12 protein-coding genes and 2 tRNA genes are annotated in these 15,991 nt (G+C 36.3%); 4 read left to right on the top strand and 10 right to left on the bottom strand.

What is annotated here, in order from left to right:
* The first annotated feature begins 93 nt into the window (after positions 1–93).
* Positions 94–924 carry a hypothetical protein gene (locus AC3QLY_RS11525; protein ID WP_141676805.1) on the top strand — a complete coding sequence of 277 codons (831 nt, stop codon included), beginning with the start codon at positions 94–96 and terminating at the stop codon, positions 922–924.
* Between the two features lie 60 nt (positions 925–984).
* Here AC3QLY_RS11525 and AC3QLY_RS11520 read toward each other — a convergent pair.
* The 5 genes from AC3QLY_RS11520 to AC3QLY_RS11500 form a co-directional block, all read right to left on the bottom strand.
* Positions 985–1,070, bottom strand: a tRNA-Leu gene (locus tag AC3QLY_RS11520).
* A gap of 44 nt (positions 1,071–1,114) precedes the next feature.
* Positions 1,115–1,187 (bottom strand) — tRNA-Gly (locus tag AC3QLY_RS11515).
* An 80-nt stretch (positions 1,188–1,267) separates the two neighbouring features.
* The gene (locus AC3QLY_RS11510) at positions 1,268–1,471 is read right to left on the bottom strand and encodes a hypothetical protein (protein WP_074418409.1); all 204 of its coding nucleotides are present in this window, start codon (positions 1,469–1,471) and stop codon (positions 1,268–1,270) included.
* Between the two features lie 41 nt (positions 1,472–1,512).
* Positions 1,513–2,541 carry a glycosyltransferase gene (locus AC3QLY_RS11505; protein WP_245634902.1) on the bottom strand — a complete coding sequence of 343 codons (1,029 nt, stop codon included), beginning with the start codon at positions 2,539–2,541 and terminating at the stop codon, positions 1,513–1,515.
* 116 nt (positions 2,542–2,657) lie between these two features.
* Positions 2,658–4,286 (bottom strand): ABC-F family ATP-binding cassette domain-containing protein, encoded by a 1,629-nt coding sequence (locus AC3QLY_RS11500; protein WP_074419479.1) that lies wholly within the window; start codon positions 4,284–4,286, stop codon positions 2,658–2,660.
* 151 nt (positions 4,287–4,437) lie between these two features.
* Here AC3QLY_RS11500 and AC3QLY_RS11495 point away from each other — a divergent pair, with 151 nt between their 5' ends.
* Positions 4,438–5,604, top strand: a complete 1,167-nt coding sequence (locus AC3QLY_RS11495) for a sensor histidine kinase (protein WP_074418412.1) — start codon at positions 4,438–4,440, stop codon at positions 5,602–5,604.
* Between the two features lie 107 nt (positions 5,605–5,711).
* Here the strand turns inward: AC3QLY_RS11495 and AC3QLY_RS11490 are convergent, their stop codons facing one another.
* The 3 genes from AC3QLY_RS11490 to glgB form a co-directional block, all read right to left on the bottom strand.
* A complete protein-coding gene (locus AC3QLY_RS11490; RefSeq protein WP_074418413.1) occupies positions 5,712–6,296 on the bottom strand; it encodes a phosphatase PAP2 family protein in 585 nt (194 codons plus the stop codon).
* Between the two features lie 2 nt (positions 6,297–6,298).
* Positions 6,299–6,829, bottom strand: a complete 531-nt coding sequence (locus AC3QLY_RS11485; protein ID WP_074418414.1) for a phosphatase PAP2 family protein — start codon at positions 6,827–6,829, stop codon at positions 6,299–6,301.
* Between the two features lie 131 nt (positions 6,830–6,960).
* On the bottom strand, positions 6,961–8,985 hold the full coding sequence (gene glgB / locus AC3QLY_RS11480) for a 1,4-alpha-glucan branching protein GlgB (RefSeq protein ID WP_287100785.1): 2,025 nt from the start codon (positions 8,983–8,985) through the stop codon (positions 6,961–6,963).
* Positions 8,986–9,097: 112 nt separating this feature from the next.
* On the opposite strand from glgB, the gene AC3QLY_RS11475 reads away from it, so the two are divergent.
* Both AC3QLY_RS11475 and AC3QLY_RS11470 read left to right on the top strand, forming a co-directional pair.
* Positions 9,098–11,860: an outer membrane beta-barrel family protein gene (locus AC3QLY_RS11475; protein WP_287100784.1), complete on the top strand. Its 2,763-nt coding sequence runs from the start codon at positions 9,098–9,100 to the stop codon at positions 11,858–11,860.
* Positions 11,861–11,920: 60 nt separating this feature from the next.
* The gene (locus tag AC3QLY_RS11470) at positions 11,921–12,661 is read left to right on the top strand and encodes a GLPGLI family protein (protein ID WP_287100783.1); all 741 of its coding nucleotides are present in this window, start codon (positions 11,921–11,923) and stop codon (positions 12,659–12,661) included.
* Between the two features lie 54 nt (positions 12,662–12,715).
* Here the strand turns inward: AC3QLY_RS11470 and AC3QLY_RS11465 are convergent, their stop codons facing one another.
* Together AC3QLY_RS11465 and AC3QLY_RS11460 are read right to left on the bottom strand one after the other, a co-directional pair.
* Positions 12,716–14,572, bottom strand: coding sequence for a glycoside hydrolase family 13 protein (locus AC3QLY_RS11465; RefSeq protein WP_218330695.1), 1,857 nt, complete (start codon positions 14,570–14,572; stop codon positions 12,716–12,718).
* A gap of 22 nt (positions 14,573–14,594) precedes the next feature.
* On the bottom strand, positions 14,595–15,950 hold the full coding sequence (locus tag AC3QLY_RS11460) for an SLC45 family MFS transporter (RefSeq protein WP_218330696.1): 1,356 nt from the start codon (positions 15,948–15,950) through the stop codon (positions 14,595–14,597).
* Positions 15,951–15,991: the final 41 nt, after the last annotated feature.

Here is a 15,991-nt window from a genome sequence, read left to right as displayed (position 1 = left end):
TAAAAGTACACAACAAATTGGTTATAAGCGTGCATAGTTTTGCATTTTTTTGAGTTTGTATAATATAGATATACATTTGATATAAAAACATTCATGCATTACTTCAGTTTGATTATACTATTCATGAGCTGCCAGTGGGCACATGCACAATATTATTATAACGATATTATAGCTGCCAAACAAAGTATCCAAAACTATATACACATCAAAAACCAAAAAATTAAAAGTATAGATGTACAAAGCTTTGATGAAAATAATGAGCCGGCCAAAGGGTTTGCTTTACAACAATTATTTACAAATAATTGGACTAAAATGATACTCAGTACACAAAATGCTACCGGAGAAAAATCTACGCTTATCACCTATTATAAAAACAATTTGGTGAACAATACGATTGAACGTACCAACCACATTGAAACAACTACCAACTATACTTATGATGCAAAAAATAATATAACCGAAATTCTATCTGTTACAAAAGACAGTATCTATCATTACCAAAATACAGAAAAACATATCTGGCATTATTTATCTGGTGGTGCACCGGCAGATATGATTAAAATTAAAAATAATTTAGATACTACTTTTGTTCATTTTACGTATGATGAGCATGGCAATGTAGCAGAGGAAAAATGGATTAGAATGGGAAGATTAATAGAAACATATTATTACTATTATAACGATATGCACTTGCTGACAGATATTGTTCGTTTTAACAGAAATGCCAGAAAATTATTACCGGATTATTTGTTTGAATACAATTCAATGCGACAGTTAAGCAGTATGACACAGATTTCTCCAAACAATAATAGTTATTTGGTATGGAATTACAGTTACAATAGTGCAGGTTTAAAAGAAGAGGATATTTGCAGAAACAAAGAAAACCAATTGGTAGCGCGATTTAAATACGTGTATCACCAATAAATTTTAGAAGCATTGCAGCAATAAAAAAAGTCGGGATAGAAATTATCACCGACTTTCTTGTGCCCCAGGCGGGACTTGAACCCGCACGGCCGTTGCTGACCACAGGATTTTAAGTCCTGCGTGTCTACCAGTTCCACCACCAGGGCTTCCAAAAAAAATTCCATCCAAAAAACGATGGAATATTTTTCAGAGCGGAAGACCGGGCTCGAACCGGCCACCCCAACCTTGGCAAGGTTGTGCTCTACCAAATGAGCTACTTCCGCTTTTTATTTTTGTAAGAACTAATTTATTGGGAGTGCAAATTTAGGTATCTAATGTTCCCAACAAAATTTTTTTGTAAAAATTATTTGTATTCGGGTGTATATTTTGTGCTACCCTGAATTTCTACATCCGGTTTACCCTTGTAACGTTTTTGGTACAATTTATAACAACCTCCTAAAAAGAAGGCTACAATACAAAATACCTGCAGGTAAAATAAAAATCTGGAAGTACTTACCCAGTTGCGGGTAACATCTTTCTTGGCGTTTTCATTCATTTCTTGTAACATAGTGTTTCAATTGCTGTGCAAAAATAAGGTACCTGATTAAATTATGAGCGCTTCTTTTCAACAATTTCTGCAAAGGTTTTTTTGTGTTTAAAAAAATACTGCCATACTATACTGCCCGAATATACACCTTGCAATGACTTCAATGGTTTTTTTAATTGATTTTGTGCTTTTATGTTATGTAAATGCCTAAGTACATACCAATGAGCCTGAGCAACAGCAGTAAAAAATGCAGTATTGCCATTCAGCAAACTTTTCCATGCAGATAATGCATCTAAAAAAAAGCGGAGTGTTAATTTCCAGTATTTTTCTTTTGGTGGTAAATGCATTACCAACATCATTAAATTATTGCGAAAGTTTAAATAAATTTTTCTCCCACCCTTTTGCAAAGTACCTGCCCCAACATGATATACTACACTTTCCGGGCATGCAAAAATTTTATACCCTGCCAGTTGTATGCGCCAACATAATTCAATTTCTTCCTGATGTGCAAAAAACGAGTCGGTAAAACCATTAAAAGCATGAAACACTTTGCTTTTAATAAACAATGCAGCACCACTTGCCCAGAATATAGGTGTAACGGTGTTGTATTGACCGGCATCGATTTCCATATTATCAAAAACCCTACCCCTTGCAAATGGATATCCTAAAGCATCCATCCATCCACCACAAGCACCTGCATATTCAAATTGTTCTGGTGCATAATAAGATAACAGTTTGGGTTGGCAGGCTGCAATCGTATCATCTGCTTCCATTAATGCAATAACCGGTTCAATCCATTGCGGTGTAACCGATACATCTGAGTTTAATAAAATATAATATGCAGCATCAATTTGGCGTAAAGCCCAGTTGTAACCTCCCGCAAAACCATCGTTTTGTTGATTCATCAAAATTTCAACCTGCGGAAAATTTGCTTGTACAATTGAGATAGAATGATCTGTAGAAGCATTATCGGCAACAATAATCCTTTTGTTGGGATAGGTAGAAGCCAATACAGAAGGCAGGAACTGCTGCAAATAATGTGCACCATTATAATTGAGAATTACTACTGCTACTGTTGGAAAATTTTCCAAACCATTCATTTTACGAAAATAAGACGAGTTTTATAACATCCTAAACATTTTCTGCAAAAGTACCTGTAACAATAGCAATGCGCAGTTCCTGCCATTTTTCATGCATACAGTTCATTTTACAATTTATACAATTGTTCCCTTAGATCGTGAATACGTGCATCTTCCATATAATCATCAAATGTGGTAAGGCGGTCAATAATACCATTGGGTGTTAACTCAATTACTCTGTTAGCAACAGTTTGCATAAAAGTGTGGTCGTGCGATGTAATGAATACAATTCCCGAAAAATTCTGACAACCTTCATTAAAGCTCTGAATACTTTCCAAATCAAGATGATTGGTAGGCTGATCTAAAATGATGAGATTCGGATTTTGCAACATCATTCTACTAATCATACACCTCACTTTTTCACCACCACTTAAAACATTCGTTTTCTTCATAATATCATCCCCGCTGAATAGCATTTTTCCTAAAAATCCTCTTAAAAAAGGCTCATCCGCATCGGTAACATGCGGCGGTACAAATTGGCGCAACCAATCCATTAATGTAAGCCCGTCTTCAAAAAATTCACTATTTTCTAATGGAAGATAAGCTTTGGTTATGGTGGTACCCCACTCATATTTGCCTGTTTCCGGTTTTAAATGGTCATTAATAATCTCAAAGAAACGGGTTACAGCCATTGGATTTCTGCTAAAAAAAGCAATTTTATCTCCTTTGTTTACCGTAAAATTCACTTTTGAAAAAAGCAGGTTGCCATCAATTTTCGCAGAAAGGTTTTCAACATTTAATATTTGATTACCCACCTCGCGTAAGGGCTGAAAAATAATGCCGGGATATTTACGGTTGGAAGGTTCAATTTCTTCAATAGTTAATTTTTCTAATGCTTTTTTTCGTGCAGTAGCCTGTTTACTTTTACTGGCATTGGCCGAAAAGCGGGCAATAAAATCAAGTAAGGCAGCACGTTTTTCTTCCACTTTTTTATTCTTATCACTCATCTGGCGAAGCATTAACTGAGAGGATTCGTACCAGAAAGTGTAATTACCGGTAAATACTTTAATTTTAGCGCGGTCAACATCAGCTACATGGGTACAAACTGCATCTAAAAAGTGCCGGTCGTGACTAACAACCAAAACAATATTTTCATAATCAGCTAAAAAATTTTCCAACCAGCCAATTGTTTCAATATCTAACCCGTTGGTAGGCTCATCTAATAACAAAATATCCGGGTTACCAAATAGTGCCTGTGCCAGTAAAACCCGTACTTTATAAGTACCTGGAATATCTTTCATTAAACTTTGGTGTATATTTTCACTAACACCAAGGCTACTTAAAAGGCTTCCTGCATTGCTTTCGGCCTCATAACCACCCATTTCACCAAATTCGGCTTCCAATTCACCGGCCTTCATGCCATCTTCTTCCGTAAAATCCTCTTTTGCATAAAGGGCATCCCGTTCATGCATCACATCCCACAAACGTTTGTACCCCATTAACACGGTTTCAAGAACCGTATAATCATCAAAAGCAAATTGATTCTGATTTAAAACAGCCATCCGCTCACCCGGAGTAATATCAACGGTTCCCTTATTCGGTTCTATTTCACCACTTAAAATTTTAAGAAAAGTTGATTTTCCTGCGCCATTTGCGCCAATTACACCATAACAATTTCCTTTAACAAAATTTACATTTACTTCATCAAATAAAACACGCTTACCATAAGCCAGTGTAATGTTTCTAACACTAATCATTCTTTTTAGGGTTTTACAGGCTGCAAAACTAAGGGTTAAGCCGTTAATTCGTTAATTTAGGTTGTTTGACGCGTTATTACCGGAAAAACAACGCTATGCAGGCAAATTACAAATATGCTTATTTTGCCTATTTTTAATACGTATTTGCTTTATGATTCAATACTGGCTAAACTGGAAATCACTCATTGCCCTTATTGCCCTTTTTATTATTAGTGGCACTATTTTCTATTCCAATTACTTAGCCAATAAAATTAAACAGGAAGAGCAAATTAAAATTGAGCAATGGGCCGAAGCGGTTAAAAGCAATGCTTCTAACCTTATAACGGACACCAATTTAAGTAGCCGGATATTAGCCGAAAACAGTCAGGATATTCCCATTATTGTTGTTACAGAAAAAGGCGTTTTATTGGATAGTAGAAATTTAGATTCCATTCAACTCAAAAATCCGGCTTATTTGCACAAAAAAATCAATACATTTAAAGCATTGCATACACCTATTGAATGGAAAAACCCGTTAGATTCCACACAAAAAAATATTGTTTATTATGGCGAATCGCATTTATTGAACGAGGTAAGATATTACCCCATTGTACAATTGATGATTGTGGGATTGTTCCTTATATTTTTAATTGTAGCGCAAAGAACGGCCTATCAGAACAACCAAAATCAGTTATGGATTGGCATGGCCAAAGAAACTGCACACCAATTGGGTACGCCGGTAAGCAGTTTGCAAGGCTGGATTGAAATGCTGAAAGAAATACCCGGCACAGATAAAATAGTGAACGAAATTGATAAAGATGCGAACAGGCTGCTTTTAATTACAGACCGCTTTGGAAAAATTGGCAGCATACCGGCATTAGAACCGACCGATTTAGTGTTGAAAATTGAGCAGATGGTTGATTATATCAAAAAACGCTCTGGCAAACAAATACAATTTGAAATGATTATATCTGAAGCGCCTGCAATCACCCATATATCGCCTGCTTTATTTGATTGGGCAATTGAAAACCTGCTAAAAAATGCATTAGATGCTATGGAAGGAAAAGGAAAAATTACCATTCAATTAAAAACAGCACATGAACAGGTTTTGATTGACGTGAGTGATACCGGAAAAGGTATTAGCAGAAAAAATTTGCCTGCTGTTTTTAAGCCTGGATTTACTACCAAAAAAAGAGGATGGGGACTTGGTTTAACCCTAACCAAACGAATTATTGAACAATACCATCAGGGCAAAATTTTTGTTTTAAACAGTCAGCCGGGTAAAGGCACCACTTTTCGTATTGTTTTGCCCAAACACACCGGTACCTGTATCATCTGATGCTTATTTGGCTGAAAAGCTTTATAATTTATTATTTGTTTCTATTCTGAATATACCACAAGTACCGGTATAAATTTCAGAAATTGCAGGGGTTAATTTCTATTGAATTAAACCATTGGTGTGGTTGTAAAATAACGTTTTTCAATCCATAAATACAATCGGGAAATAATAAAACCATTGGCTACGGCTATGAATATGGGAACTACCACATCGCTGGGATAGTGTACACCTAAATATATCCGGCTGTACGATACCAATGCAGCCCATAAAAACAGGATGAGTGTAAGTTTGGGCATTTGTTTTTTTATTGAAAAGAAAAAATAAAAAGCCAGTGAAAATGTATTGGCTGCATGTGAGGAAACAAAACCATACATACCACCTCTGTAATTATTTACATAATGCAACAAATTTTCTAATCCCGGTTCATGGCTGGGCCTGAAACGGTGAAATATGGGTTTGAAAACAGAAGATGCCATTTGATCGCTGATAGTGAGCAATACTGCCACTAGTAATACAAAAGGTATGGCCTTTTTCTTCAATTTTGAAATGATGAGTAACAATAGCAATACATAAAATGGTAACCAGGAGTATTGCCCGCTACACCAGTACATAAACCCATCAAAAAAAGCATTATGGTGTCCATTTACAAATAACAATATTTTTCGGTCTAATTGTTCCAAATATTCTAACATAACTAATATTTAAATTGCGCTTTGTAACGAGGTACCGCATATTTTAAAACAAGCGGAGCAGCAGCACCAATTATAATGCCACCTAAAACATCGGTAGGATAATGTACACCCAGTGCCATTCTTGAATAACCCACCAACATTGCCCAAATTAAAACAGGAATGGTGTATTGCCATTTATGATACACCACAATAATACTGACACAAATTACAAAAGCATCGGTTGTATGGCCTGAGGGAAAAGATGGGCTTCCTCCGGCCGTTAACTTTTCAATAAAAGGATACACTTTAAAAGGCCTGGTTCGGTTAATGGAAAATTTTAAAATAGTGGAAACAATTTCAGCCAGCAACATTGCAAACAAAATAAACCACGCTCTGAATTGAATGAATTTATTTTTTTGCCAATAGCCAACAATCAGCATAATAACAGGAACTGCTATTGCAAATACATAAGCAGTGTTCGTAATAAAATGTATGATAGGATCAAGCCATACAATACGATGGTGGTTGAGCCAGTTTAATAATTCAATATCCATATAAAAAATTGCCGGATGTGTAAAGTTGCACCTTAATAAAAGCCGGAAAAATACTTATTTAATTTTCAATTCACTGCACAAATCCTGTTAAAAAACGATTGAATTGATTGCTTTTGAGGATTCAGTCAAGGTTATTTTAACACTATGGCAGAAAGTGCCGGTAAATGTACTTTTATACGATACCATTCTTCATCTATATACACTTTTTCGCCTACAATACTTGTATTTTGTATATCGCCGGTGCCATAAAATGCTTTATTATCACTATTAAAAATTTCTTTCCATGCTTGTTTGCCATATACATGTACTTCCCAGTTATGATGCACCACCGGCGTCATATTGAGTAGAATCAGCAAATCATCAGCAGCCTTTTTTCCTTTTCGTTTAAAAGCCATGATACATTCTGACCTGTGATTTAAATCAACCCACTCAAACCCTTCAGATGAAAATTGTAATTCATACAAGGCAGGTTCTGTTTTGTATAATTGATTGAGCTGCTGTACACATTTTTGCAAACCCAGATGAGGCGCATATTGTAACAATTCCCATTGCAATTCACTTTTATAGTTCCATTCATTGGTTACGCCAAATTCATTGCCCATAAATAATAATTTCGCACCGGGATGGGTAAACATGTATACATAGAGTACTCTTAGGTTGGCAAATTTTTGCCATTCATCGCCCGGCATTTTATAAATCATGGGGCTTTTGCCATGCACCACTTCATCGTGACTAAGAGGAAGCATAAAATTTTCGTCATAAAAATACATCATGCTGAATGTAAATTTATCCTGTAGTGCAGATCTAAAAATAGGATCAACTTTAAAATAGTCTAAAGTATCGTGCATCCATCCCATCATCCATTTCATTCCAAATCCCAAACCCCCTTCAAAGGTTGGTTTGCTGATTTTTGGCCAGTCTGTTGCCTCTTCGGCAATGGTTTGAATATCCGGAAAATCACGATACAATGTTTCATTTAAATCTTTTACAAAGGCAATGGCTTCTATATTACCATTTCCTCCAAATTCATTGGGTTCCCATTGACCTTCGTTTCTACTGTAATCCAATCGAAGAATGGAACTTACCGCATCAACACGTAAGCCATCTGCATGAAATGCATCACACCAAAATCTGGCATTACTAATCAAAAAACTTTTTACTTCACCACGTTTGTAATTAAAGATATAGGAGCTCCAATCGGGATGATAACCTTTGCGCATGTCTGCATACTCATAGGTATGTGTTCCATCAAACAAAAACAGACCATGTGCATCATAAGGAAAATGAGAAGGTACCCAATCTAAAAAAACACCAATACCTGCCTGATGCAATGCGTCAATTAAATGGGCAAACTCCTGCGGGTTGCCAAAGCGTGAAGTAGGTGCAAAATAACCGGTACCCTGATACCCCCAGCTTCCATCAAATGGATGTTCCATAACAGGCATAAACTCAACATGTGTAAACCCCATTTCTTTTAAATACGGCACCAAACGTTCTGCAATTTGATCATAAGAATTGTATATTTCTTCATTGTTTTTATCGGGACGCATCCAACTGGCCAAATGCATTTCGTATACAGATATGGGTGCAGATAAACTGTTTTTTTCATTTCTGTTTTTCATCCATTCAGCATCCCCCCAATTATAATCGGTTTGCCAGGCAATAGATGCTGTAAATGGCCTTTTTTCCCAATAATGCGCAAACGGATCTCCTTTATCTAAAGCTAAACTCTGGTAACCAATGATGTGGTATTTATAGGCTTCGCCCGCTTCCACATGTGGTATAAACCCCTCCCAAATACCGGAATGATCTAACCGTACCATTAAAGGATGCGCTGTTTTATCCCACTGATTAAAATATCCAATTACACTAACATACGTTGCATTAGGTGCCCAAACAGCAAAATAAGTACCCTTTGTACCGGATACTTCAATTTGTTTATTGCCGAATAAATGATATAAACAATAATGTGTTCCCTGTTGAAAATTGACAATATCATCTTCTGTAAAAAGTGAATAATTCCACACTGAACGCTGTGTATCAACGAATTGAACCGTTTCATAGGGTGGCATTAATCCGGCTTTTAAAGCAACAACACCAACCAAATTTTGGTTATTGCCTCCATTTTTAATATTTTTTTTTGTAGAATTAGACATATTACTTATTTTGTCGAATATTAAAAATAACTAACCTTTGTTTAACCTGCATATTCCGGACTACAATTTATGCTTTTAAAATGAATTGAAGTTATTAACATGAACAGTGCTTATGAGAAAATTTTTGCCAATATCCATTTTGCTATTTGTTTCATTGCATTCGGCTGCACAAACCATCCGTATTAAAGGAACTATTTCCGATACTACTGCACATATCACATTATCCAATGCAGTTGTTGCAGTTTTAAGAGCCAATGATTCTGTTTTACTGCATTTTACCCGTACACATAAAAATGGAAGCTTTGAAATGAATGCAATACCTGCCGTAAAAAGTATTGTAATGGTGTCGTATCCGAATTATGCTGATTTTATTGATACACTGTTTATAAAACCGGGACAAATCCTTATTGATTTAGGCAATATTTATTTAGAAACAAAAGCCCATTTACTGCAGGAAGTGATTGTGCAACAACGGGTTGCTGCCATAAAAATAAAAGGTGATACTACCGAATTTAAGGCGGATAGTTTTCATACCGGCCCCAACGCGAATGTACAAGATCTTTTAAAACGATTACCCGGCATTCAGGTAAATGCCAAGGGTGAAATAACGGCACAAGGTGAACGGGTTAGAAAAGTATTGGTGGATGGGGAAGAGTTTTTTAGTGATGACCCTGCAGTTGTAACACAAAATTTAAGAGCAGATTATGTAGACAAAGTGCAGGTTTACGATAAAAAAAGTGAACAAGCCGTTTTTTCGGGTATTGATGATGGAGAAAAAACCAAAACCATTAATTTAACTTTAAAAGAAGATAAAAAGAAAGGCTATTTTGGAAAAGTAGAAGCCGGAAGCGATGCCACGCAATATCATTATGAAAAAGCCATGGTGAACTCCTTTCAAAAGAAACGAAAATTTGCAGCTTATGTTACCAATGATAACACACGTTACGAATCATTAAACTGGAACGAAAAAAGTAATTATGGTAATGACTTAAACAGAACTACCGATGTGCAGGATGATGGCAGTATTTGGATTAGCCAAATGAGTGATGAGTTTAGCAACGGCTCCGGCTTGCCTAATTCAACCTCTGCAGGTGCTACTTATGGAAATAAATGGAATGAAGACAAACAAAACATTAATGGCACTTATCAGTTCAATCATTTAAATATCATTGGTCAAACCAATTCCATTACACAGTATATTTTACCTGATACTACTTTTATTAATAAAGTGCAACAAAATGCCGACAACACCCGGCAAAGGCATCGGATGAATGCTGTGTATGAATGGCAGATAGATTCAACCAGTTCATTAAAAGTTACATTAACGGGTTCGCAGATTAAAAAGAACGACAATAACCTGTACACCGGCCAGTCAATTAGCCAGGAAGGACAAATTATCAATCAAACCGATAGAACCACTACATTAGATGGTACTGAAAATAATTTTTTAAGTAATTTTTTCTGGCGAAAAAAATTTAAAAAAGCTGGACGTACCATCTCTTTTAATGGAAATCTCAATTTTTCAGGCAGAAATAATACCGGCTTTTTAATAGCACAAAACAGCTTTTATGACAAAACCGGTTTTTTATCAACGGCACAAAATATTGATCAGTATAAAACCAACAATGAAAATCTTTCCGGGGTAGATGGTAAATTGGTGTACACAGAACCATTATGGAAAAAAACATTTTTAGAACTCAATTATCGTTTTGGCTTTTCAGGTAATGATGCGCAAAGAAACACCTTTGCAAAAGATAGTATTAATGGGAAATATGATATTGGTGTTGATTCGCTGACCAATCATTTTAAATACAACATCAATAGCCAGTCTGGCGGCGCCACTTTCCGGTACAATGCAAAGAAATTTAATTTTTTTGCAGGTTCCGGTATAGGTATAACTACATTCAATTTAAATGATATATTGCAAAATACCCATCGTACTATTCAGTTCACCAATTTTTTGCCCACAGCGGCCATCAACTTTACTCCTAAAGCACAAAGAAAAATAAGTTTAACCTATACGGGTTCTATCCGAAACCCTACCCTGATTCAAATTCAGCCATTCGTTGACAATACCGATCCTTTAAATATTAATATTGGCAACCCCAATTTAAAACAGGAATTCAATCATCGCTTTCAATTATCAGTATCAGATTTTAAAGTTTTAAAAAGCAGAAATATTTACATTAGTGGAAATTTTAATTTAACAAACAATGCCATCAGCTCATCAAGTGTGGTAGATAGTTCAGGCCGAAGAGTGAATCAGGCGGTAAATGTAAACGGAAACTATAGTGGCAATATTTTTATGTTCTATAGTTTTGAAATAGTACCTACATGGATTGCCGGATTCAGCAGTACACCGGGCATAAATCGGTATATCAATTTTATTAACGGTGAAAAAAATATTAACGACAACCGAAATATAAATATTGGGGTTTATTTTGGCAGATGGAGCGCTAAGAAAGTAAATTTTTATGTAAATGCCGATTTTACCAGGAACTATTCCCGTTCATCCATCAGCCCTAACATTATTACCCGTTACTGGACATACACACCATACATTAACTTCACTGCCAAACTACCGGCTAAGTTATATTTTGAAGCAAACAGTAATATCACCATCTATCAAAAAACAAGTGTGTTTACCGGCAATGCAGATGTGTATCTGGTAAACGCATCCCTCAAAAAAACATTTACCAAAAATGATAACTGGGAGCTAAAATTTTCTGTGAATGATTTGCTGAATCAAAATAAAGGTATCAACAGAAATATCAGCAGTAACTTTATTGCGCAGACCACGCAACAAACTATTCAACGATATTTTTTGCTGAGTCTTGCTTATAATTTTAATAAAAATGGTAAACCCGCTCAGTAAAAAAATAGGTTGCATCAACTGTATTGAATCAACAATAAAAATAACCAGACGAAAATATTTATGAAAAACATCCTTTCTTTTTTTATACTCCTGCTATTGGCAATACAGGTATCTGCACAAGTCAATTTTATATATGCAGGAAAAATATATTATGAAAAACGGGTAAACCAATACCAGCTATTAGATATGGATAATGATAATGAATGGGCACAGCTGATGAAAAAAAATATGCCTAAAATAGTGGTGAACGATTATGTACTAAACTTTAATAAAAATTATAGCCTATTCCAACTCATAAAAGAAAATGATGATACCAAATATATTTTTGGCATGAAGCCCTCTGAGAATGATAAGATATGGAAAGATTTATCCAAAAACAGAATAGATATGCAGCGCGATGTTTTTGAACAGACCTATTTTTTACAAGATACACTACGACAATTAGAATGGCGTATTACCGGCGAAACCAGAGATATTGCCGGATTTGAATGTAAAAAAGCGGTTACTAAAATTTGCGATTCAGTATATGTTGTTGCATTTTATACCGATCAAATTCCGGTGAGCAGTGGCCCGGAAAGTTTTAGCGGATTACCAGGTTTAATTTTAGGCTTAGCCATACCACGATTGTATACTACCTGGTTTGCCACTAAATTAGAATTAACTGAACCTGCTGGCAGTATTGCTGAACCTAAATTAAAAGGTAAAATAACCAATTGGCTGAACCTGCAAAAGGATCTGAATAAAGGGATGAGTGACTGGGGAAAATCAGGCCCTAAATATGTTTGGAATGCATTATTATAAAATTGCCCGCAAGCAATTTTTGCTTCCGGGCAATGATTGGAAAAAAATCATGAATTATTTTTTCAATTCAATAACCATCAAAGTTTTTGGCATTACTTCAAAATTACTTTCAACAGTACTACCATTTGTTACATCAATCCCTTTTGTAAAACCCGCCGTGCGTTCCGCATAATTACTGAATTTTATTTTTTGAGATTTTTCATTGGTATTCATTACACACATAATGGTTTGGTTGGGTGTATATCTGAAGTACACATATAACCCATCTTTCGGCACATATTGCATTAACTTACCTGATGTTATTGCAGGTGATGTTTTCCTGAAATTTGCCAGCGTTCTGGTATATTGCTGTACCTCTAATTCCTCTTTTGAAAGTCCTTCTCCGGTAAATGCATTCTTCTTATCTCCTTTCCATCCACCCGGGAAATCTAAACGCACCCATCCATCCGGATTGGTAAATCCTTTCATGAGTACTTCAGTACCATAATACATTTCCGGTATTCCCCGGCAGGTTAACAACCAGGCAATACCCATTTTTTGTTTGGCAACATCTTCTTTCACTACTGAAAAAAAACGGGACAAATCATGATTGTCTAAAAAAATCACATTCCGCATGGGGTTTGTATATAAAAAATCTTTTGCCAGTGTGCTGTACAATCGGTTTACACCTTCCGTCCAGCCAAAAGGCTGATTCACTGCGGGTAAAATACCATCAAATAACATTTGAAAATCGGTTGCACCCTGTAAATTACTTTTAAAAGGTATTTGAATTTTATTATCAACAAAATAGGCCTGACTGGATACCCCATGCACCCATGTTTCGCCAAACATGGTAATTTTTGGAAATTCTTTTTCCAAAGCTGCATTACAACGGTTCATGAAATTTAAATCATTATAAATGTAAGTGTCAATCCGCCAGCCATCAACGCCAAATTTTTCAACACTCCAAATGGCATGTTGAATTAAGAAATTGGCTACATAAGGATTGTTTTGATTTAAATCGGGCATTTTTTCTGTAAACCATCCATCGCTGGTAATTTTTTTATCGATAGCAGCTGCATAAGGATCGTATAATGGTTGATCTTTATACGATGTTTGGGTAAATTTTGGCCATTGATGAAACCAGTCTTTAGTTGGTGGATCTAAGAAAAAGATGTTTTTACTGCCAACATGGTTGTACACTGCATCCTGAATTAATTTCATACCTCGTTTGTGTAGTTCATCACTCAGTTTAAGGTACATTTTTTCTCCACCTAATCTGGGTTCTATTTTATAATGATTGGTAAAAGCATAACCATGCTCGGTTCTGTTAGGTTCATCATTTTCAATAACCGGTGTAAGCCATAATGCAGTTACTCCTATATTTTTTAAATAATCCAAATGGTTGATGATTCCCTGAAAGTCGCCACCATGCCTTAAATAAATAGAATCGCGATTCAATGATTGGTCGCGCATGCCCGGAATTCGGTCATTGGTGGTATCGCCATTACTAAAACGGTCTGGTATAGCCAGATAAATAAAATCGGCGGCATTTACACCTTGCGCAAACTGTGTACCGTTACCCTTTCTTCTGGCATACAATGGCCATTGAAGCGTTTGTTTTGAATTGCCCGCCCAAAAAACGATAGGTACCATACCGGGTTTAGCTGCTTCGGTAATATTAATATCAACTGCTACATATGTTTTATTATCTAATGGATGTACTTTCAACAATTGTACACCCGGATAATTGATTTGAATTTGACCGGTTGCAATGGCATCGGGCGTAGCACTTTTAATGAGCAATTGAATTTGATGCTGCTGCATGCCTACCCACCAGTTGGATGGATAAACAGCTGCATCCTGTGCGCAGACTACTGAAGGAACAAATAGAACGAAGAGAACGAAATACCATAAATTGTTTTTGAGCATAACAGTATAATTTTAAAATCAATCAGGAATTTGTTGTTTTAATGACAGTTTTTGCGAAGATGCCGGCCAATATCATAGAAACACCTGCCAGTCCAATTACATGGATGGGTTTTTCTCCCAACGCTGTAAGTGCAATACCACCCAATAAGCCGGCAGCAATTTGCGGCACAGTAATGGTAACATTAAAAATTCCCATGTAAACACCGGTTTGTCTGGCAGGTAATGAAGCAGATAAAATTGCATAAGGCAAAGCCAAAATAGCAGCCCATGCAATGCCTACACCCAACATAGGCAGTAAAAGCCAATACTTATCGGTTATAAACATCATAGATATTAAACCAATTCCACCGGCCATTAATGAAAGCATGTAAGTATTTTTTCTGCCAAAGCGGTTCGCCAATGGAGTGAGTATCAGCGAGTATAAAGCAGCAAATACACTGTAGGCTGCAAAAATTACACCTGTCCAGTTTCCGGCTTCATTGTATTCCTTCGATTCCGGATTAGTGGTTTGCCAGATATGTTGTGCAATACCCTGTGTAGTGTACACCCACATTAAAAAAAGCGAAAACCAGGAAAAGAATTGCGTTACAGCCAATTGCAACATGGTAGCCGGAATGTTTTTAATTAAGGTTAGAAAACTAACTTTTTCTTTATTTTCATTTTCATCAATATTGTTGTATTGGGCATATTCTGCAGGAGGATATTCTTTTGTACGAAGCGATGTCCATAAAACACTTAACAACAATGCACCGCCACCAAAATAAAACGACCAGATAACGGTAGGGGCCACTTTCTGTCCGGGGCCCGGCTCATTGGCAACGCCTAATGTAGTTAAAATAAAAGGAAGCAACGATCCAAGAACAGCACCTGCATTAATTAAAAAGCTTTGGATAGCATAACCCTCGTTACGTTGGCTTTCAGAAACCATATCACTCACCAATGCACGAAAAGGCTGCATGGTTACATTAAAAGAAGTATCCATTAACAATAGCATGGTAGCCCCAAAAAAGAGCGGCGGCAACAATTCGGCAAAATGCTCAGAATTGGGCATAAAAAACATCGCCATTGCCGAAACAATAGCCCCACCTAAAATAAATGGAATTCTTCGGCCCAAACGAGTCCAGGTTTTATCGCTGGATAAGCCCACTATCGGCTGTACAAAAAAACCGGCTAAAGGTGCGGCTAACCAAAACAAACTTAAATGGTGCGGATCGGCACCAATAGCAGAAAGTATGCGGCTGGTATTGGCATTTTGCAAAGAATATCCAATTTGTACACCTAAAAATCCGAAACTGATATTCCATATTTGCCAAAAACGCAATCGGGGTTTGCTTGAGGAGACAGAATTGGAAGTAGCAGGGGTCTGGGCACTTGGCATGACAATCGTTTAAATTAATATGTATTTTTTACACAAATATA

This window comes from Hydrotalea sp. GW822-HT8A01 (assembly GCF_058798575.1).
Note: the sequence above shows the minus strand (reverse complement) of the source record. Positions and strands in the feature narration are given on the sequence as shown.